The 19,604-nt window shown below is 43.4% G+C and carries 18 protein-coding genes; 6 read left to right on the top strand and 12 right to left on the bottom strand.

Annotated features, from left to right (window positions below; genetic code table 11):
* Nucleotides 1-98: 98 nt before the first annotated feature.
* Together V7K76_RS13690 and V7K76_RS13685 are read right to left on the bottom strand one after the other, a co-directional pair.
* Nucleotides 99-1,097 carry an aldo/keto reductase gene (locus V7K76_RS13690; protein WP_334776216.1) on the bottom strand — a complete coding sequence of 333 codons (999 nt, stop codon included), beginning with the start codon at nucleotides 1,095-1,097 and terminating at the stop codon, nucleotides 99-101.
* Nucleotides 1,098-1,251: 154 nt separating this feature from the next.
* Nucleotides 1,252-1,938, bottom strand: coding sequence for an HAD family hydrolase (locus V7K76_RS13685; RefSeq protein WP_334776215.1), 687 nt, complete (start codon nucleotides 1,936-1,938; stop codon nucleotides 1,252-1,254).
* Nucleotides 1,939-2,339: 401 nt separating this feature from the next.
* Between V7K76_RS13685 and V7K76_RS13680 the strand changes: the two genes are divergently transcribed.
* The 3 genes from V7K76_RS13680 (at nucleotide 2,340) to V7K76_RS34595 (ending at nucleotide 3,892) form a co-directional block, all read left to right on the top strand.
* Nucleotides 2,340-3,113, top strand: coding sequence for a glucosamine-6-phosphate deaminase (locus V7K76_RS13680; RefSeq protein ID WP_334776214.1), 774 nt, complete (start codon nucleotides 2,340-2,342; stop codon nucleotides 3,111-3,113).
* 371 nt (nucleotides 3,114-3,484) lie between these two features.
* Nucleotides 3,485-3,619 (top strand): hypothetical protein, encoded by a 135-nt coding sequence (locus V7K76_RS13675; protein WP_334776213.1) that lies wholly within the window; start codon nucleotides 3,485-3,487, stop codon nucleotides 3,617-3,619.
* 102 nt (nucleotides 3,620-3,721) lie between these two features.
* Complete coding sequence (locus V7K76_RS34595; protein ID WP_442936211.1) at nucleotides 3,722-3,892, top strand: GUN4 domain-containing protein; 171 nt, start codon at nucleotides 3,722-3,724, stop codon at nucleotides 3,890-3,892.
* Here the strand turns inward: V7K76_RS34595 and V7K76_RS13670 are convergent.
* The 6 genes from V7K76_RS13670 to V7K76_RS13645 all read right to left on the bottom strand — a co-directional run bounded on the left by V7K76_RS13670 (nucleotide 3,889) and on the right by V7K76_RS13645 (nucleotide 11,982).
* A complete protein-coding gene (locus V7K76_RS13670; protein WP_334776212.1) occupies nucleotides 3,889-4,353 on the bottom strand; it encodes a hypothetical protein in 465 nt (154 codons plus the stop codon). The genes V7K76_RS34595 and V7K76_RS13670 overlap by 4 nt on opposite strands.
* Nucleotides 4,354-4,772: 419 nt before the next feature.
* The gene (locus V7K76_RS13665; RefSeq protein WP_334776211.1) at nucleotides 4,773-6,599 is read right to left on the bottom strand and encodes a bifunctional serine/threonine-protein kinase/formylglycine-generating enzyme family protein; all 1,827 of its coding nucleotides are present in this window, start codon (nucleotides 6,597-6,599) and stop codon (nucleotides 4,773-4,775) included.
* A gap of 426 nt (nucleotides 6,600-7,025) precedes the next feature.
* Nucleotides 7,026-7,835: an ABC transporter permease gene (locus tag V7K76_RS13660; protein WP_334776210.1), complete on the bottom strand. Its 810-nt coding sequence runs from the start codon at nucleotides 7,833-7,835 to the stop codon at nucleotides 7,026-7,028.
* Between the two features lie 319 nt (nucleotides 7,836-8,154).
* Complete coding sequence (locus V7K76_RS13655) at nucleotides 8,155-8,781, bottom strand: cytochrome c oxidase subunit 3 (RefSeq protein WP_334776219.1); 627 nt, start codon at nucleotides 8,779-8,781, stop codon at nucleotides 8,155-8,157.
* Between the two features lie 357 nt (nucleotides 8,782-9,138).
* Nucleotides 9,139-10,875, bottom strand: coding sequence for a cytochrome c oxidase subunit I (gene ctaD, locus V7K76_RS13650; RefSeq protein WP_334776209.1), 1,737 nt, complete (start codon nucleotides 10,873-10,875; stop codon nucleotides 9,139-9,141).
* Between the two features lie 102 nt (nucleotides 10,876-10,977).
* On the bottom strand, nucleotides 10,978-11,982 hold the full coding sequence (locus tag V7K76_RS13645; protein WP_334776208.1) for a cytochrome c oxidase subunit II: 1,005 nt from the start codon (nucleotides 11,980-11,982) through the stop codon (nucleotides 10,978-10,980).
* A 615-nt stretch (nucleotides 11,983-12,597) separates the two neighbouring features.
* On the opposite strand from V7K76_RS13645, the gene V7K76_RS13640 reads away from it, so the two are divergent.
* The 3 genes from V7K76_RS13640 (at nucleotide 12,598) to V7K76_RS13630 (ending at nucleotide 16,420) form a co-directional block, all read left to right on the top strand.
* Nucleotides 12,598-13,539 carry a COX15/CtaA family protein gene (locus tag V7K76_RS13640; protein ID WP_334776207.1) on the top strand — a complete coding sequence of 314 codons (942 nt, stop codon included), beginning with the start codon at nucleotides 12,598-12,600 and terminating at the stop codon, nucleotides 13,537-13,539.
* A gap of 330 nt (nucleotides 13,540-13,869) precedes the next feature.
* Entirely contained in the window at nucleotides 13,870-14,823 is a 954-nt protein-coding gene (locus V7K76_RS13635) for a heme o synthase (RefSeq protein ID WP_334776206.1), read from the top strand.
* Nucleotides 14,824-15,274: 451 nt separating this feature from the next.
* A complete protein-coding gene (locus V7K76_RS13630; RefSeq protein WP_334776205.1) occupies nucleotides 15,275-16,420 on the top strand; it encodes a PepSY-associated TM helix domain-containing protein in 1,146 nt (381 codons plus the stop codon).
* Nucleotides 16,421-16,896: 476 nt separating this feature from the next.
* Here the strand turns inward: V7K76_RS13630 and V7K76_RS13625 are convergent, their stop codons facing one another.
* The 4 genes from V7K76_RS13625 to V7K76_RS13610 all read right to left on the bottom strand — a co-directional run bounded on the left by V7K76_RS13625 (nucleotide 16,897) and on the right by V7K76_RS13610 (nucleotide 19,354).
* Nucleotides 16,897-17,235, bottom strand: a complete 339-nt coding sequence (locus tag V7K76_RS13625; protein WP_334776204.1) for a hypothetical protein — start codon at nucleotides 17,233-17,235, stop codon at nucleotides 16,897-16,899.
* Between the two features lie 90 nt (nucleotides 17,236-17,325).
* Nucleotides 17,326-17,691: a Lin0512 family protein gene (locus tag V7K76_RS13620; protein ID WP_334776218.1), complete on the bottom strand. Its 366-nt coding sequence runs from the start codon at nucleotides 17,689-17,691 to the stop codon at nucleotides 17,326-17,328.
* Between the two features lie 168 nt (nucleotides 17,692-17,859).
* Nucleotides 17,860-18,228 (bottom strand): Crp/Fnr family transcriptional regulator, encoded by a 369-nt coding sequence (locus V7K76_RS13615; protein WP_334776203.1) that lies wholly within the window; start codon nucleotides 18,226-18,228, stop codon nucleotides 17,860-17,862.
* Between the two features lie 370 nt (nucleotides 18,229-18,598).
* Nucleotides 18,599-19,354, bottom strand: a complete 756-nt coding sequence (locus V7K76_RS13610) for a TspO/MBR family protein (protein WP_334776202.1) — start codon at nucleotides 19,352-19,354, stop codon at nucleotides 18,599-18,601.
* Nucleotides 19,355-19,604 lie beyond the last annotated feature (250 nt).

The following is a 19,604-nucleotide window of genomic DNA, read 5'->3' as shown; positions in this document are numbered from 1 at the left end:
TGCCCGCCCTCCGCGATCGCCTTTTTGTATGCTCAGTTAAGCAAATTCATACATAGCAAGCTTTTTGCGCTTTTCTATCCGTCGAACTCACGTTACCATTAGCGTTCGCTGTCTAGCATCTTCATTTGATGTTCATCATAACGAGTGCCTGCGATCGCTGATGCAGGAATTGCTGCTTCGATGCGGGTTAAATCCTCTGGGGATAGATTCACATCTAGAGCCGCCAACGATTCGGCAAGTTGGGTGCGCTTGCGTGCGCCGATGACTGGCACAATATTTTTGCCTTTTGCAAGTACCCAGGCAATAGCCAACTGTGAAGGGAGAATTCCTTTCTCGGCGGCAATTTGCTTTAATTCTTCAATTAGGCGTTGGTTCTGGGCAAGGTTTTCTTTGCTAAAGCGTGGCAAGTAGGCACGGAAGTCTCCTTGGGTGGCTGGAGTGGAACCACTCAGCAGTCCTCGCGAAAGCACGCCATAGGCGGTTACGCCAATACCAAGTTCTTCCAGTACAGGAAAAATCTTACTCTCAGGATTACGGTCAATCAGGGAGTATTCGATTTGCAAGTCAGTGATGGGGTGGATGGCGTGGGCACGGCGAATAGTGTCCACTCCCACCTCCGATAACCCAATGTATCGGATATAACCAGCTTTAACTAGCTCGGCGATCGCACCGATGGTGTCTTCAATGGGAACTTGTGGGTCTAATCGAGCCGGGCGGTAGATGTCAATGTGGTCTACTCCCAATCGGTTAAGACTATAAGCTACAAAGTTTTTCACCGAAGCGGGACGGGTATCTATACCAATCCATCCGCCATCGGGAGTGCGTAAAGCGCCGAATTTCACAGAAACCAGTGCTTGATCTCGACGATCCTTGATTGCTCGACCAATTAACATTTCATTCTGCCCACTGGCATAGAAATCGCCAGTATCCAACAATGTAATCCCGTCGTCGAGAGCTGCTTGGATAGTTGCAATGCTTTCGTTCTCGTCTGCTGCACCATATATACCGGACATACCCATACATCCAAGAGCTATGGGGAAAACAGTTAGTCCTGTAGAACCAAGTTGGCGAGGTTGAATTTGATTTTGTGTAGTCATATTTGAACCTAAAAAGTGGAGTTTAAGGGCATGAGCAGTAAATAAATTCAAAATTCAAAATGAGGCTCTCTACGTTCGCGCAGCCTGTCGCAGACAGACGCTAAAAGCGAACGCGCGATCCCTACGCTATCCTACCTCCTCTTTCCCAATGCCCTTAAAAATTAGAAGCGATCGCACTTGAATCTGTCTCAATGAGTGAGTTTAGCAATGTCCATAACTGTAAATCAGTAAAATCTGGAATTGCCATAAATGCGCCGAATGACTGCAAAACTTGCGGATCGTGGGTGGAAGCGATGCCAATGGTACGGATATCTGCGCTCACTGCTGAACGAATACCAGAGGGAGAGTCTTCTAAAGCGATCGCTTCTCCTGCTTGAATACCCAACTTATTCAAAGCAACTTGGTAGGGTGCAGGGTCGGGTTTACCTGCAATACAATCATCCGCCAAAACAACTATATGAAACGCTTCTTTGATTCCCAAAACCTCTAGCATAAATTCTGCATTTAATCTAGGGGCATTAGTTACTAATGCTCGTTTTAACTGATGTGTATCTGTCCATTCTAGTAATTCCAAAAATCCACTCAGAGGTTTGAGATGCGAGGCAAGTTTGCGGAAAAGTGCCTCTTTTTCATCTGCAAATTTTTGCCCTTCTGCTGCTGATAATTGTGGCAGAATATCCTTAACAATTTCTGGATTTAGCCCACCACTAATTCGGGATTTATAAAATGTTTCGTCAATTTCTATGCTGTAATTTAACAGCATTTCCTGCCAAACTCGGTAGTGTATGGGGTCAGTGTTGACAATAGTGCCGTCTAAGTCAAAGAGAATTGCAGCCAGCATGATTTTTTGGTAAAATGTAAATAATTATTAACTTAATTTAAATAGTTTACATGGTTTTTTGTACTTTTTCCTTACAAGAAAAAAGTCGCGAATTAATCTGCTAAATCCGAAAATTTATACTGAATAGGCCAGTAAGGACAGACAGGTAGAGCATCTCAATTCAGAAGGCAGAAGGCAGGAGGCAGCTATGCTGAAGGGAACCCACGTTTAAAAACGTGGGATTGAAGTAAGGACGCCTTGTGTCTCGTGCTACGCATCTCGACACAAATCTTTTTATACTAGTGGGCTTTAGACCCACAACTAAAGTTTTTATTAGTACTTCTTTCATAAAAGCCTTCTGCCCTCTGCCCTCTGCCTTTCTTTGTAACTGCCGTATAATTGATCACCTTATGTGTAAGCAAATGCTAGCCGCGACAAACTTTTTTCGTGTTGATGATTTACTGGTGCAGATTTACAACACTGAAGTCGAAATGGCCAAAGATGTTGCCGGAATTGCCCAAAAGCATTTACAGCAAGTTCTTAAGCAACAAGATACGGCTGCTGTGTTGTTAGCAACAGGTAATTCCCAACTCAAATTTCTCGATGCTTTGATTGCATTGGGTGGTGTGGATTGGTCACGGATTATTATGTTCCATCTAGATGAATATTTGGGAATTACTGCTGACCATTCTGCCAGTTTTCGGCGCTATATGCGAGAACGTGTAGAGAAGCGGGCTACTCCTAAGGAATTTCACTATCTAGAAGGTGATACATTGCAACCAGTGGCAGAGTGCGATCGCTACACCAAACTACTGCAAGCACAACCAATTGACTTATGCTGTCTTGGTATTGGCGAAAATGGACATTTGGCTTTTAACGATCCAGCAGTAGCAAATTTTCAAGATCCCTACAGTGTGAAACTGGTGAAACTGGATAAAGTCAACCGTCAGCAACAAGTAAGCACAGGTCACTTTCCGAATCTAGAAACTGTTCCACAATATGCTTTTACTGTCACCATCCCGACCATTTGTTCAGCTGAAAAAATTATCTGTCTTGCTCCAGAAAAACGTAAAGCGAATGTGGTAAAAGAGATGTTGCAAGGAGCTATAAGTACAGATTGTCCGGCTTCTATTCTCCGTCAACAATCCCAAACAACGTTATTTTTAGATGTTAATTCTGCTAGTTTACTTTCTTGAAAAAGAATTAAGGAGAATAACATCATATCTTTAATATGACAAACCTCAACTCTCAAGCTATCCAAAAAGGAGAGACTTTGAATTTTCCCGCTTTTCACGTCGGGAAGGCTGTTAGGTTTTTTAGATGACGTGAAAAGTCAGGAATGCAGCCAGTTATACAAGGAATTAAAATTTCATGAAGATGACTCAGTAATTAAAGATGTGATGAAGTTACTAAGTAATACTTGAGTACTCAGGGTCTATGTGATTTTATGGAAATAATAAAAGTGAAATAGTTTTAGCAGTTTTCCTGGTATGCAATTACTTAGTAAGGTATAAAACATAGATAATAGGAAAAAGTTTGAGTAAGAGAGCCTTTATTCAGAGCAAAATTGCTTGCTATTCTCAATACCTTCACCAAAAAGGTATTGAAAATTGGCAAAATTGCTCATATTGTAGTTATGCAGAATCATAATCAAGAAATATTAGAACAGCTTTTGCAAGAGCTAGGTGTGATGAATACATAGAGGATGTTTGAAAAGTCGGTCAGGTGGTTAAAAAGCTCCGAAAAGACATCAGTATTCCCAATTTACAATAGACAAATTTGGTTAAAATTAGGCTGTGATTGAATTAAAGTAGGCGATCGCATTGGTTGGCGTATCAACAATCACTGGAAAGAATATTCTGAACTACTGTTTAGTATAAATGCTCCTTGTGGGGCATTTCCTACTTTTTGGGGTGGAGAGGCAAGAAAGTTGATGTTTGGTTCTGGGGATATTGAACCGTTGTTTCGCGCTTAGAGCGAATCCACTCCAAATTCCTGCGGACGATGACGAACCGCCGTGTAAGCTTTCATTGGCGGCAATTCTGGTCGTCTTAAAAACCAGTTTTCTGAAGCATCAGAGCCGTAATTAAACCCCACAATTACCACATACTCTTCCTTGGGCTTATAGGTGTCAATCACATTAAAGAGTTGGGCATATTCGATCGATTGTTCTTTCGCCGCTTGCGAGAGGGTCATCATCTTCCAGGGTTCACTTTTTTGCGCCACATAATGAACCTTGCTCCCAATTGCCGATGGACTTTCTGTGATTGAAAAGTCGTTGCCACCAGAATGCTGGATATTCACGACTTTGTGGAGATAAAGGTAGCCCCGACCAGAGCGCTGATAGAACTTCCACGCCTGGGCGCTAAACAGGACTTCACATTCATCAATGATGTTTCTTGCGATTTCGACTCTCAGTTCGCGTTCAGGTGTCATGTCAGTTCACCCGTTCAATAGTCAGGCTTCTTGCTCTCATTTATCATGGTAACAGAAGAGAAACTGTAAAAATCCCGCATTTCCACAGCTATGAGACGGGAATTGAAATTCCCGGCAGACAAGAGGTTTCGCGTTAAGTTGACGACCCCTTCGGGGCGGGAGTAGGGAGTAGGGAGTAGGGGAAGAAATTAGCCCTCGATTTAGGTTTGTTTAAAGCCTCGCCCCTTGTGGGCGATAAAATCCTTGTATCGCATATTGGTTGAAACCCCGCCCGATGTTAGGCTTTCTTAGTTTCCCTACTCCCCACTCCCTACTCCCCACTCCCCACTCCCTTTCATACCAATGATCTTGCCCGCCCTAATTATGCAATTTGAATGCAAATTAGCTGATCGAGAAACTAAGCAAAACGATTTCAATATCTAAAGTGAAAATACTACTCTAAAGCCACAAATCCTCAATCCACCATCTGACTCATTCCAGCTGCGACTGGCGCTGCGACAAAGTTCTGCATTGAAACTCCAAGAACCGCCGCGTAGTACCCGACGATGAATATCACCGCCAACTTCCCAAGCTGTTCCATCTAAGGGTGCGTCGTTGTAATTGTTGTGCCACGAATCAGCACACCATTCCCAAACTAGCCCGTGCATATCATATAATCCAAAGGCATTGGCAACTTCAAAACTGCCGACGTTTGTTGTTTCTTTACGGAATTTGCTTTTTGCTTCCATAGTGCAACTGACTAACTCAGAGGTAATGGTTTCGCCAAAATGGAAGGATGTTGTAGTTCCAGCACGACAAGCATATTCCCATTCAGCCTCACTCGGTAAACGATAGTCGCGTCCAGTTTTTTCTGATAGCCTGAGACAGAATTCTACAGCTTCATACCAAGATACATTTTCCACTGGTCTATCTAAACCTTTGAATTTCGACGGATGGGGATTTAAAGTTTGTTTGACTTTAGGTAAAGCTGCGACTACTCTCCATTGTGCTTGAGTTACGGGAAATTTCCCCATAAAAAATGGTTCGACGGTAACTTGATGTTGAGGACGTTCATCAGCATCTCCTTCAAATTCTGGTGAACCCATCATGTAAGTACCGCCAGGAATTGATACCATTTCTAATGTGACAGACTTACTCAATTCTTCGGCAAAGAAGTTGGCATTGCAACTCATACGGTTTACTTCTCTACCACCTGTGTCTACTGTCACTACGTCAAATTCAAAGGTTTCTAAGGGGGGTAATGGTTCGATTACTTTTTGTGGTTGCGGCTGTAATATGGGTTGAGGCATCGAAACAATTTTTAGGGCGACAGGTTCAATGTTCGATGTTATAAACTTCAAATCGTTGATAACTTCTACTGCTGTTTGATACCTTTCACTTGGTAAATGTTTGAGTAATTTATCTAAAATTTTTCCTAAGTCGTCACTGATAGTAATACCTTTTTGCTGTAAACGTTCGCGCCACAACCATTTAGCATTCATGGCATCATAAATAGGATCTTTAACTTGTCCAGAAGCATCCTGAAAAGGCAAACATTGAGTTAAAAGACGCACACAAGTTACACCCAAAGCATATAAATCACTGCCATGACAAGCAAATCCAGCCATTTGTTCGGTTGGGGCATAGCCAAGGGTATAAATTACTGTAGCTTGTCTGCCTATACTGGTTTGTGTTACCTGTTTAGCACCGCCAAAGTCAATTAATACGGGTTTTTCATCACTGGCGCGACGGATAATATTTTCTGGTTTGATATCCCGATGAATAACGTTATGGGTATGAATGAATTCCAGAACTGGCAATAAATCGGCTAAAAGTTCCCAAATTTGTTGTTCGCCATAAATTTCTTGCTGAACTTCTTGTAAGAGAGTTTTTCCTTGAATAAATTCTTGTACTAGATACAAACTAGTACCTTGTTCAAAATAAGCTAGTAATCTGGGAATTTGGGTATGATTTTCTCCCAGTTCATACAACCGAAAAGCCTCTTCTTTAAAAAATTCTGCTGCTTTTGTGCGTTGTCCTGTTCCCTGAAATTGTGGGAAAAATTGCTTGATGACGCAAGGCGCGTTTAGTCTATCGACATCTTCTGTAGCATAAGTTCTACTGAATCCACCTTCACCTAAGAGTCTTAATACGCGGTAACGGTTTCTGAGAAGTTTCCCAAAGTTGCTTTGTCCGCAACTCACGCAAAATCTATTGCTATCAGAGTTGAATGGATTTGAGCAATTGGGATTTTGGCAGATTTGCATAATGAGGGGGAAATAGCATCTTCTCCAAAGTTAGCCCCAATATTATCTAATTGAAAACAGTTATGTAGAGAAGCGAACACGGAAGTTTATTTATGTGTTTAAAACTATCTTTTACACGAGGGCATAAGGATGAATAAATTATATTTATTTACTTATGTATACTATGATGTTGTGTTAGCAGAAAGTACGGCACATTGCCATAAGATTGGTGCGTTCTGGCAAGCTTAACGCACCCGACATTTTAATATAGCTGTTGTTCACTATCCAAAAAAGTTCACGAAGAACTAAATTACCTAGCTATAGCAATCCTTGCAGGAGTTGTAAAAATCGATAGACTAGATCCCCGACTTCTCAAAGAAGTCAGGGATCTTATTGTTCACGAATGATTGAGGATTGCTATATAACTTTTATTGCCAATTGCAACTCTTATTTGAAACTTTTATTCTCTCCCGAAACGCGAATTAACTCAGCGACAAGAGCAACGATCGCAGATACTGAAATTAACATGACACTTAAAGCATTAATATCAGGTTTAACTCCTGTTCTAATGCGGCTAAAAATTTCCATTGGTAAGGTGTTAGAACCGCTACCAGCTGTAAAACTGGCAATGAGAAAGTCATCTAAGCTGAGGACAAAAGCCAAGAGACAACCAGCGACAATCCCAGGCATTAATTGAGGTAACAATACTTGGATGAAAGCTTGGGTTGGTGTCGCACCTAAATCTAGTGCTGCTTCTTCTAAGTGTGGATCTAAATTAGTCAGTCGAGAAGCAACTACAAGTCCGACGTAGGCCAGACAAAACACTATATGGGCTGCAACTATCGTCCACAAACTCAAAGGGATTGCAAAGGTGGCTAAACAAACGAGGGTAGCCACTGCGATCGCAATATCAGGAATAATCAATGGTAGGTAAGCAACACTCTGATACAATTTCTTACCAGGAAATTCGTAACGCGCCAACCCAACCGCCATCAAGGTTCCTAGCACTGCTGAAATTGCTACAGCACAACCAGCAACAATCATACTATTTTGCAAAGCCGATAAAATGCGATCGTCACTGAACAACTTGCGATACCAGTCGAGAGTGAATCCTTGCCAAGTTGCACTGTAGGGCGATTGATTGAAGCTATAAAAGCTAAGTACCAATATGGGCAGGTACATGAACACAAACATCAACACTGAGAAAACCGCCTGCCATGAGACACGCGGTTTTTTGAGAGATGGAGAAATATTCACTTTTATATGTAATTATTACTAATAGAAATTAAATATATCATATTTTGTGTAATAAGTCAATATTTTGAGTAATAAATGTAGCGACTGTCTTAAAAGTCAAGCGATCGTTAACAAAAAAACGGAGGTTGGAGGATTGACATGAAAGAAAAAAGCCCCCATGAGTACGACACGGCGTAAATAAAGCAACCATTTAAAATAGCCAGAATGCTTATTATGTTAAGCTTTCTTTCTTTTTACTTTTGCCTTTTTACTTTTGCCTTTTTGTACTAGGGGGCTTATTATGTTGTCAGCGTGGATTGAACAACTAATTAATTAATACTCACAGTAGATACAGTAATCCGAACAAAATAATCCAAATTACGTCAACGAAGTGCCAGTAGATTTCTGCTGCTTCAATGCCAAAGTGCTTTTCGTTACTGTAGTGACCCGGAACGCGCGATCGCCACAACACAGCAACAATCGCTAAAACGCCAATGGTAACGTGCAATCCGTGGAAACCAGTCAAAACGTAAAATGCACTAGCAAATAAATTGGTAGTTAAACCAAATTCTAAATGGGTATATTCATATACTTGACCCACCAAGAAAGTAGCACCCATTGCAGCCGTAATTGCTAACCAGATTCGCGCACCTCGCGTATCATTCTTTTTAATCGCAGTGTCGGCATTGTGTATGACAAAACTACTAGAAATTAGATTGATGGTGTTGACTCCAGGTAGCAATAGTTCTAATTCTGGAGTCCCTGCTGGCGGCCACACAGGTAAGGTGGCACGGAAAGCCAAGTAGGCTCCGAACAGTCCCATAAAAATCATCCCTTCAGCAATTAGAAAGACAAACAGCCCAAACAGGCGGTGGTCTGGATGTTCTTCGTGATGACCGACAGATGTTTCCGCCGCGTGGTGATGATTCAGTTCCGTTTTAGCTGGGTCAATAGTTTGACTTTGCATGAATTTTAATAAGTGGGGATTGGGGATTGGGGATTGGGGATTGGGGATTGGGGATTGGGGATTGGGGATTGGGGATTGGGCATGGGGCATGGGGGAATGGCACTAAGAAAAGCCCAAAAGCTTGTGTAGCCTCGTTCCCAGCCTCCAGGCTGGGAACGTATTCCGAGAGGCTCCGCCTCTGGTCAAGAAAGAGGAGGCAGAGCCTCCCAGAATGGGTTCCTAGCCTGGAGGCTAGGAACCAGTCATGGTAAGGGCTGTATCTTAACTTAGTGCCATTCGGGCATGGGGCATTGGGAAGAGAATTAATTAACCAGTTCCCAGTCCCCAGTCCCCTGTTCCCAGTCCCCAGTCCCCTGTTTATTTCCGGTCTTCGGGATTGGCGGCAACTGCTGGATCGGGTTCTGCTCTTAATACTGAGTTTGGTCCACCAGATAAGACGGGATTGGGATCAGATAAAGGTACATCTTCATTAGCATTTTCCAAACCGTAGTCGTAGGGGCCTGTAGCCAGTACTGGGGTTTGATCGAAATTTTCGATCGCGGGTGGTGAGGTTGTCATCCACTCTAAGGTAAGCGCCCTCCAAGGATTATTGCCAGCTTTCTCGCCGTATAACCAACTCCAAATCGCATTAATGATGAAGGGGAATGTCGAAATTGCCAGTATGTAAGAACCATAGGTGCAGATTTCGTTTAGTGTGGTGAATTTGGGGTCATATTGGGCAATCCGGCGATTCATGCCCATTAAACCCAGTTTGTGCATAGGTAAAAAGGTCATGTTTAGACCAACAATAGTCAAAGCAAAGTGAACCTTACCCCAAAATTCGTTTACCATCCGTCCCGTCATTTTTGGGAACCAATGGTAAATGGCTGCAAAAATCCCTAGCACGCTACCACCAAATAGGACGTAGTGCAAGTGTGCCACTACAAAATAAGTGTCGTGAACGTGAATATCAAAGGGCACTGCTGCCAACATCACGCCACTGATCCCGCCGATTACAAAGGTGCCGACAAAGCCGATGGCAAATAGCATGGCACTGTTAAGGCGGATTTTCCCGCCCCATAGAGTGGCTAACCAGCTAAATATTTTAATTCCTGTGGGTACGGCAATGATCATGGTGGTGATCATAAAGAACATCCGCAACCAACCGGGAACACCACTGGTAAACATGTGGTGCGCCCAAACAATTAGCCCCAAAAAGCTAATGGCAAGAGACGAATAAGCGATCGCTTTATAGCCAAAAATCGGCTTGCGCGAATGAATGGGGATAATTTCTGAAATTGCGCCAAAGAAGGGCAAAATCATGATGTAAACGGCTGGGTGGGAGTAAAACCAGAACATGTGTTGGTATACTACTGGGTCGCCACCGCCAGTTGGGTTAAAAAATGTTGTCCCGGCAATTAAATCAAAGGAAAGCAGAATTAGACCTGCTGCTAAGACTGGGGTTGACACCAAAACCAGTGATGAAGTGGCGAACATCGCCCAGCAGAACAAGGGCATTTTGTGAATGTCCATGCTGGGGATACGCATCTTGATCAATGTTACCAGGAAATTTATCGACCCCAAAATTGAGGACGTACCTAGCAGCAGAACACTCATAATCCAAATGCCTTCGCCCACTTGTCCTGTCACCAAACTTAGGGGAGGGTAGGAAGTCCAACCGGCATCTGGTGCATCGCCCACCACTAAACTGGCGATTAGCAACACACCCGCAGGGGGAATCATCCAAAAGGCAACAGCATTCAGCCGAGGAAATGCCATATCTTTTGCCCCAATCATCAGGGGAATTAGATAGTTAGCAAACCCTGCCCCGGCTGGCACGATCCAGAGGAAAATCATGATCGTGGCGTGCAGCGTGAACAGACTATTGTAGACTTCTGGGGTAACAAAATCTACCTCTGGGGTTCGTAACTCTGTGCGAACCAAGTCAGCCATGACGCCGCCAATGCAGTAGAAAATAAACGAAGTGACTAGGTATTGAATCCCAATCACCTTATGGTCGGTTTGAAAGCCAAAGAAGTCTTGCCATTTTCTGACCCCTGGTTCTTCAAGAAGGGCGGGGATATTGGCAGTTTCTTGCAACTGAGCTTGTGTCATAGTCGTTAGTTATCTTTTGTCATTTGTCCTTTGTCAGTTGTCCTTTGTCATTTGTCATTTATTTAGACCAATGACTAATGACTAATGACCAATGACCAATGACTAATGGTGAACTTGATGGAGGATTTCTGGTTTAATTCCCATGTCCTTGGTGTAAGGCGCGAGAAATTCATTTGGGGAGAGATCGGCAGGGTTAACAGCGATCGCTTGATTTAGTGTTTCTTTGCTGGCAACTAGCTGTTCTTGCACCCATTTGTCAAAGGCTTCTTGTGGCTCAACAACTACTGTTGCTCTCATTGCCCCGTGGTAGGGGCCACAAAGTTCAGCACAGATCAGGACATAATCTCCTGCTGTTTTGGGGGTGAAACGAAACTCACTTTGTCTGCCGGGGATCGCATCTTGTTTCAGGCGGAACTCTGGCACCCAGAAGGCGTGGATGACATCGTTGGCGGTCATATTGATTTGCACTTTTCGCCCAATGGGGACGTGCATTTCACCTGTAGTTATCCCAGTTTCAGGATAGGTGAAAATCCAGGCATATTGTAGACCAGTGATGTTGACTTGTAATTCTGCTGGTTTGTTTTCTTCCTCAACATTCTGAGCAATGGTAACAGAGTGCTGTTGAACCATTTGAGCGCGATCGTGGTCAGATGCAGTATTTGTGGATGCATCGCTTAAAGTCGCTGCAATCGCTGCCCCTGGCATTTTCATCGATTCCTGATTCATCGGTGCTTCATGAATAGAATGGGGATCAAAGCCACCCATTTCGTTGTAGACATCAAAGCTGTAAACAGAAATACCGATAACGATAATTGCTGGGATCGCCGTCCAGAGAATTTCTAGAGGTACATTGCCCTCAACTGGTGGACCGTCTTCATTGTCACCTGCACGCCGACGATACTTAAATGCAGAGTAAATTAAAATACCTTCGACGAGCAAAAATATCCCTGTGGAAACGATCATCATCGTGTTGAATAGACCATCCACCAAGACGGCTTCATCAGTGGCGGCTGCTGGCAACAGACCGTGATTTTGACCGTACCAAAGGCTGGCTAGCGTTAGCACGATGCCAATGAGTAATGTCCAGATGGAACTTGGAATCTTCACGGCTTACTTAATTGAATTTACTATGTTATCTCGAAGCTACCCACTTACTAAGGTAGTCTAGGCTGTCAAACATGGGGGAGCAAGGTCTGAAATTTTTATTAATTTCTTTGGCTATTTTAGTAATTTTGAGTATGAGTTTACTATCAGGAGGCAGGGGGCAGAGGGCAGGGGGCAGGAGGCAGGGGGCAGGAGGCAGGAGGCAGGAGGCAGGGGGCAGGAGGCAGGAGGCAGGGGGCAGGGGGCAGGGGGCAGGAGGCAGGAGGCAGGGGGCAGAAGTAACCTAGATGCATTTAAAAGCGTGGCATTGAACGACTGGGTGGGTTTTATACCCCAAACTAAAGTTTTTATTCATAAATTATTTCCTCCTGCCTTCTCCTAAAACCAGTGAAAAAATTTAAGAAAAAATTTAGGATGTTTAAATTAATTGCCATTAATCAATTTCCGATATCTTGAAAAATACCTAAAGCTTCAGGCAAAACATCGCTAAAGTGATTCAAAGTATAAGTGAGTGCTAATCTATAAACCTTTAGCCTATACGCTAGGGTGAAGATGAGACACTAAAAGAAAATTGAAAATTTTAAGAGATCCACCAAGAGCGGGCAGAAGGTATCGTTCATGAGCGAATTTGTCCTACAACAACAAAATGAAGCGGTAGTTGAGCAGCAAAAGCCCAAAGAAATGATTCGGCGCTTGGTGTGGAAAATGTGCATAGCCACCTTAATTTTGATGGCCATAGGCAGTGCCACCCGCGTCATGAATGCTGGACTTGCTTGCCCAGACTGGCCCTTATGCTATGGCGAACTCGTGCCAGCCAAGCAAATGAATCTCCAAGTGTTTTTGGAGTGGTTTCACAGATTGGATGCGGCTTTAATTGGTGTAAGCGCGATCGCACTTTTCGGTTTGTCCTGGTGGCGTCGTCGTTTCTTACCCTCTTGGCTACCTTGGGCATCCACATTCGCCCTGTTTCTAATCGTTTTCCAAGGTATCTTAGGGGGACTCACCGTTACCGAACTGTTGCGGTTTGATATCGTTACCGCTCATTTAGGAACGGCGCTGTTATTTTTTACCACCCTCCTAATTATCGGCACAGCACTCACACCCTACCAGGGAAATGGAACCGTTGGTAAGTTGCCTTGGGTCGGTTTAACTGCTGCTGTTCTGGTCTACCTGCAAAGTATTCTAGGTGCTTTGGTAGGCTCTCGCTGGGCGCTACACCAATGCCTCGGCGGTTCTCAACTTTGTACTGTAATGTACAGTCATATTGCTGGTTTGGTGCCGCCAACAGTGGCAACCTTGGCAATGGTATTTATCTGTTGGCGGACACCAGCACTGCATCCAGCCTTACGACGACTGGCAAATATGGCTGGTGGGTTGTTGATATTACAAATCTTGTTGGGATTCGCCACCTTCAAATTGCACCTCCAAGTCGAGCCTCTTACCGTCTCTCACCAAGCTATAGGAGCTACTTTACTGGGTACTTTAGTGGCTTTCACCGTTTTATCACTACGCGACTCGGTGAGTGCTGAGTTACGAGTGCTGAGTGCTGAGTCACGTTAGCGGTAGCGGGGCGTTTAGCCCGTGCTGAGTAGGGAGTGGAGGAGATGAGGGAGAAGGAAAAGAACTCCTAACTCTTGTACAGACGCGATTAATCGCGTCTCTACTCTTAACTCAGCACTCAGCACTCAGCACTGATAATGCGTCTGTGTTTTTGTTTGCCTAAAAGAGCCAGCTTAATCGGGGGCTGAATATACAGCGGATTTCAAGGAAAGTGAAGTACACAAGCTTGCGTCTCAAAGCCAGGTATAAAGCCTGTTTTACTTCTGAATTCTGAATTCTGACTCCTGAATTCTGCTGTAAGTTGTTGAAAAATAAGGAACCAGAGCCAAAATGATTGAGACTAATGTCTCTCGCCACCACGAAACATTTTTACAGGTAATTCAAAGCTACTACCAGCTAACCAAGCCTCGGATTATTCCGTTGCTTTTGATTACCACGGCTGGAAGTATGTGGATTGCTGCTAAGGGAGAAGTAGACCCATTGCTGTTACTAGTAACTCTCACTGGTGGCACTTTGGCTGCTGCAAGCGCCCAGACGATTAACTGTGTCTATGACCGGGATATTGATTATGACATGGAGCGGACGCGCCATCGTCCCATACCTTCGGGTAAGGTGCAGCCACGCGATGCTCTAATTTTTGCGATCGCACTAGCGACGATTTCCTTTACACTCCTAGCAGTGTTTGCCAACCTGTTAGCCGCCCTATTAGCCTTCTCTGGTATTGTCTTTTATATTTTGGTCTATACCCACTGGCTAAAACGTCACACCACCCAAAATATCGTTGTTGGTGGGGCGGCTGGGGCAATTCCGGCGTTAGTTGGTTGGGCTGCTGTCACAGGCACTTTAAGCTGGTCAGCATGGTTAATTTTTGCCATCGTCTTTTTGTGGACACCACCCCATTTCTGGGCTTTAGCTCTGATGATTCGGGATGATTACGCAAAGGTGGGGATACCAATGCTACCTGTGATTGAAGGTGATACGGCAACCGTGAAGCAAATTTGGTATTATACCCTGCTTACCGTAGTTGCAACCGTGTTATTAGTTTATCCTTTGGGTGCAAGTGGAATTCTTTATGCTGCGATCGCCCTCAGTCTGGGAGGATTATTTATCCACAAATCTTGGCGGCTGTTGCAAAATCCAGAGGATCGCACTGTCGCTAGAGAGTTGTTTCTCTTTTCCATCTCCTACATGATGCTGTTGTGTCTGGGGATGGTAGTCGATAGCCTTCCCGTGACCCATAATCTAATTAATGCAGCGATCAATCAGTTGCATTTTATAGCTTAGGGAATGGAAAATTTCGCGATCGCGTTTGGTAAAGTGGCGCGATCGCATTTTAAAAAATTAAAAATTATACATAAACCACATCTATTTTAAGGGGTTAGGAGGGATCAAAGTTTCAGGTTTTGAGTGCGTAAGTCCTGACAAGTAAAGTTTCAGTCATAAGTAAATTTATTAAACTATCTTCTATCGACAAGACATCTCCAGAAATTAAAGATGCGTTACCCAGAACCCTTGTAGAGACGTAGCACTGCTACGTCTCTACATTCTTTTTCTGAGATGTCTACAGAACAACTGGAAATCATCCGTAAACTTCCAGAATTTATCCGCACATCGCCATACTTGTATCAATGCGTAAGTCCTGATAAGATTAATTCTCATTAAGCTCTAAATATCCTAATCTGTTTTGCCACTCCGTCACCAGAGTACAGGATTCAGTTGTTGAGAAGGATCTATCATGAACGCTAGAAAAATTCGCAATACCGCATTTCACCTGCATCGCTGGCTCGGTTTAATCGGTGGCACTCTACTCTGCATCGCTGGATTGACGGGCAGTGTGCTGGTTTTCTGGCACGAAATTGATCATGTTGTGCTGGTAGAACGGTTTGGTCGCATTATCCCAGGGGTCGAGCGAGTTTCAATTCCCGCGATCGCAGACACTGTGAAAACCGCTTACGCTAACAAAGGCTTGACTCTCGGCGGGATCGGCTTGCCAGAACACGCCGATCAGCCTTACCAAGTGTGGTTGAATGATACGGCCGATCACACTTTATACGTGTTTGTCAACCCATACACAGGGCAGGTAATGGGCGATCGCCAGTGGGAAACCAGTTGGATTGGCAGCATTTATAGCCTACATTACAAACTCTTAGCAGGTGATATAGGCGAGTGGATTATGGGTATTGTAGCCCTTCTGACTCTGATTCTCAGCATCACGGGTATCATTCTGTGGCCTGGTTGGCGCAAATTGATTGCTGGGTTCAAAATCAAATGGCAGAATGCCCATATCAAACGCACGAATTTTGATATTCACAAAGTTGCTGGCATTATTACCGCCGTCTTTCTTGCCTTCATTGGCTTCACAGGTTTTGCCTGGAACATTCCTCAAGCAAAGGTGACTGATGTCATTTATGCCGCAACCCTAACACGAAAACCCGCAGATCCAGTTTCTACACCGATTACGGGTAAGCAACCGTTGGCGATCGCAGACCTTCTACAACGAGCCGATGCCGCCGTTCCCAATGCTACCACCACTTATGTTTCTTTTGCCAATAAACCGGAAGAACCATTTGGGGTGGGCAAAAAGCAAGCTCAGGAAACGGGTGAATATGGGAGAACAAGAGTCTATCTCGATCAATTTACGGGCAAGGTGATCCAGCTTAATAATGGCGTTAAACCCTCCCGTGCCGAAGCCATTTTGAATCAGTTTGGACCTTTGCATTTTGGCACCTTCGGCGGACTACCCACGCAAATTTTATATGTGTTTGTGGGTCTGTCCCCTACCGTGCTGATGGTAACAGGCGTTGTGATGTGGTGGTATCGCCGTCGGGTGAAAGTGGGCGATCAACGAGGGGTGAAAGTGGCTGCTGATATGAAGCAATGACCAAACAAGGCAAAAGTAAAAAGTAAAAAGGCACTCTTAACGTGAAACCGCTTGTCCGCCAGGAATTGAAATTCCCGTATAATAGCTAAAGTCATCTGAAGATGACTAAATATCGCCAAAAATCTCCAGTCTCCTGAAATAGACTTAAGCTAAAAGCCAAAGAAATTTATTTTTGAAGTAATAAATAATAAATAATAAATAATGAGTAATGGGTATTACTCATTACTCATTACTCATTTATTTATTTCCGGGCGGGCATGGAAGCCAACAGTTAAGCTATTTCCAGCTTAAGTTGACACCAATGAATAGCCGTCGTACCCCTACAAATAATTGGTATTCCTTTCAATGGTTCAGTCGTTTAACCGAGTACCGTGGGTTTAAATCCCCCGGTTCAATAACCGGCAAGTTTTGGGTCGGGGTCTAAATCCCCGCCACAAAACTTAATTACGAATTACGAATTACGAATTACGAATTATTTAATCTTCATCAAGGGCTGGGAAAGCTTCTTCAAGCTGCCACAACCGATCTTTATTTTCAACAAACCAAATACGAGTTTCTGGAGTTAATTTACTCCAAATGACTTCAGCGGGGATGTGAGGAGATGCATACTGGTACTGCTGACCAAGTAATTTGAGATTATCCACCACATCATGGGGAATTCCGAATTGTTCCCAGTCAACTGTGATATTTCTTCCCGAAACTCCAGCCGTGGGGTCGAAAACCAATTGTGCCGATCTGACTAAATCAGCAAAGTGTTTCGGTTTGAGTTTGGTGATTTCCTGAAGTTGGAGTGATTCGTTATGTTCTTGAGACATGATCGCCGCAGTGGTAAAGATTATTGGTGTATTGAACTTACTGCCAGAGATTTCTATCCCAATATTTTTTAGTTTAGCGCAGAGCCTCAGTTAATCATTTTCGATTAGAACTGTAACAGCTGCGATCGCAATCAACATTTCGTCATTTTTATCATTAAGTTCGGGAATAGCCCGCCCTTGAACTACCATCCCCCCAGATTCTACGATGAGAGTTTTTCGGCCAAATGGTAGAACAGCGAGTACCTCTTCTTCCCTAACTTGTTCGGGGTATGGCACTGCTACCTGAACTTCTATAATCATTTCATTGGGATGACTTAAACCTGCAACTTCCCAAACACCAGGTAAAGCATTGTGAGCGATCGCATTACGTACTGCCCTAGATGCTGCTACTGTTGGTTCTTGTCCATGCTGATCTATTCCCATCCCCATTTCAATAATCAACCGTTTACGTCCCATTGCTACCTCAGGTAAATTCCGCATTTTTCACTAAAAAAGGCAGAAGCCAGAGAAGCCACTTGGCAGAACACCGCACTATCGGTGTCCTGCAAACCGCTCTCTACTAGACGCTTCCCAGTGGGAAACATACACTTGTCAGCACCTCCTGCCCCTGCCTTCTGACGTGCTTTAGATGATATGCTGCAAGCGACTCAGACGTTCTGAGTAACTTTTCATCACCTGTAGAGCAAACACGGGTGTTTCCTGAACGGCAAAGAGAAACCCTTCCCGATCGAGGAAACCTAGCTTGCTATCCACCTTGGCAATAGCTGAGTAAGTTCTATTTTTTACTCCTACAAGTACCCCAGCACCAAAAACTTCACCCGTTTCAATGGATTCTACAATCTTGCCATTGACTAATATATCTACCTCTCCTTCGAGAATGCCGTACATTTCATCACCAGGCTGTCCTTCTTCAAAGATGACTTGGCCTGCCAAAAATGCTTTAGGATCGGGTTGTTTTTGAAAGATACTGACTGTTACCACAGGACTTAGCATTAGAGCAACCCCAAAATTATTTGTTTTTAAACGAAACTTTTAGATAGCTTCAGGCGAACCCAGAAAAGTATACTACTTTCTGTTGATTAACTTTCAACCTCCGCAAAATTCCTGATTTAGTCCCCTGACTTTTCACGTCATCAAGCAATCCCATCTGAAATTTTGAATTTTGAATTTTGAATTTTGAATTTTTAATTGTTAATGTGGGGTGGGCGTCTCGCCCGCCCAGTAAACAAAGGCGCTCATGTTGCACACCCCACAAGATTGAATAATTTATTTCTTGGAAGTCCCTAAAGCGAGACTATGGGCACACACTCAAAAGTCAAGTGATATTTTTCCTTGCTTTCTTGTATTGGTGAATTTTGAGGATTTATTTCTCCACAGGCGTTAGTTTTAAAGGATACAGTGGCTCAGAGCCATTTAATTGCCAAATTCTAAATACCAATACAGCAGCTAAAGTTAGCCATACACAAGAAAATGATAAAGTCATTCCCGCTACAGGATTAGTTTGCCAATAAATTGCCGTCACCATGACAGCAGATAACCAAGGGCCTAAAATAACGACAGGAACAGCTGCACCTAATCTCCGTTCTACAGTAAAAATCGTATTCCAGGTATCTCCTAAAGCCAGATGTACCACAAACAAAATTAAAGGTAGCACTAAAAGCTGGTGATTCATTTGCTGCCAAACTAATACAGAAGAAATTACCCGCAAAACGGCAATTATCATCCAAACTATAGGAAATGCTAAAGGTGGAGGAGACCATCTTGGTCTGATTACTTGGTCATAAGTCTGACGAGAACGGGTATTATCTAAAAGAGAAAATATTCGGGAACGGATACTTAATAGCGCAAAAAATAATCCAGTCAATATAGTACTCAACCAACTAGGAAAATAAGAATTATTATCAATCAATATTACTAATTTTTCCACGATCAGTAACACAACAATCATGACTAATATTTGTAGGATAGTCCCTAGTGTATAAACTAAAACTGATCTGACATCTAATTCTTGTGTAGTAGCTATTAATGTATTTGAAGACTGTTGTTGATTAATAGTTTTTACCCCCATCACCGTGTTCACAAAGGTTTCAAGTATTTCCGTACTATTGGATTTATTCATAATTAAGAGATTGTGCCTAGTTGGTAATTAGTAGTAATCAGTCATTATATGATGTCTAATGGCTAAAAATAATTTTAGGCTCTTTTAACCTCAGAGTTTTTGAAGAAGAATTCAGAAGTCAGAATTCAGGAGTCAGAATCAAGACGCGACTCGAAAATACTCGCTATCAGTCGGGGATTCAGACCCGCAACGATTGTTCGCCTTTGGCATCTCCCCTTGGGAGAAGACCACCAAATCTAGGATTTAGAGG

It is taken from the genome of Nostoc sp. (assembly GCF_036917975.1).
In the GTDB taxonomy this organism is placed as follows: domain Bacteria; phylum Cyanobacteriota; class Cyanobacteriia; order Cyanobacteriales; family Nostocaceae; genus Nostoc.
Note: the sequence above shows the minus strand (reverse complement) of the source record. Positions and strands in the feature narration are given on the sequence as shown.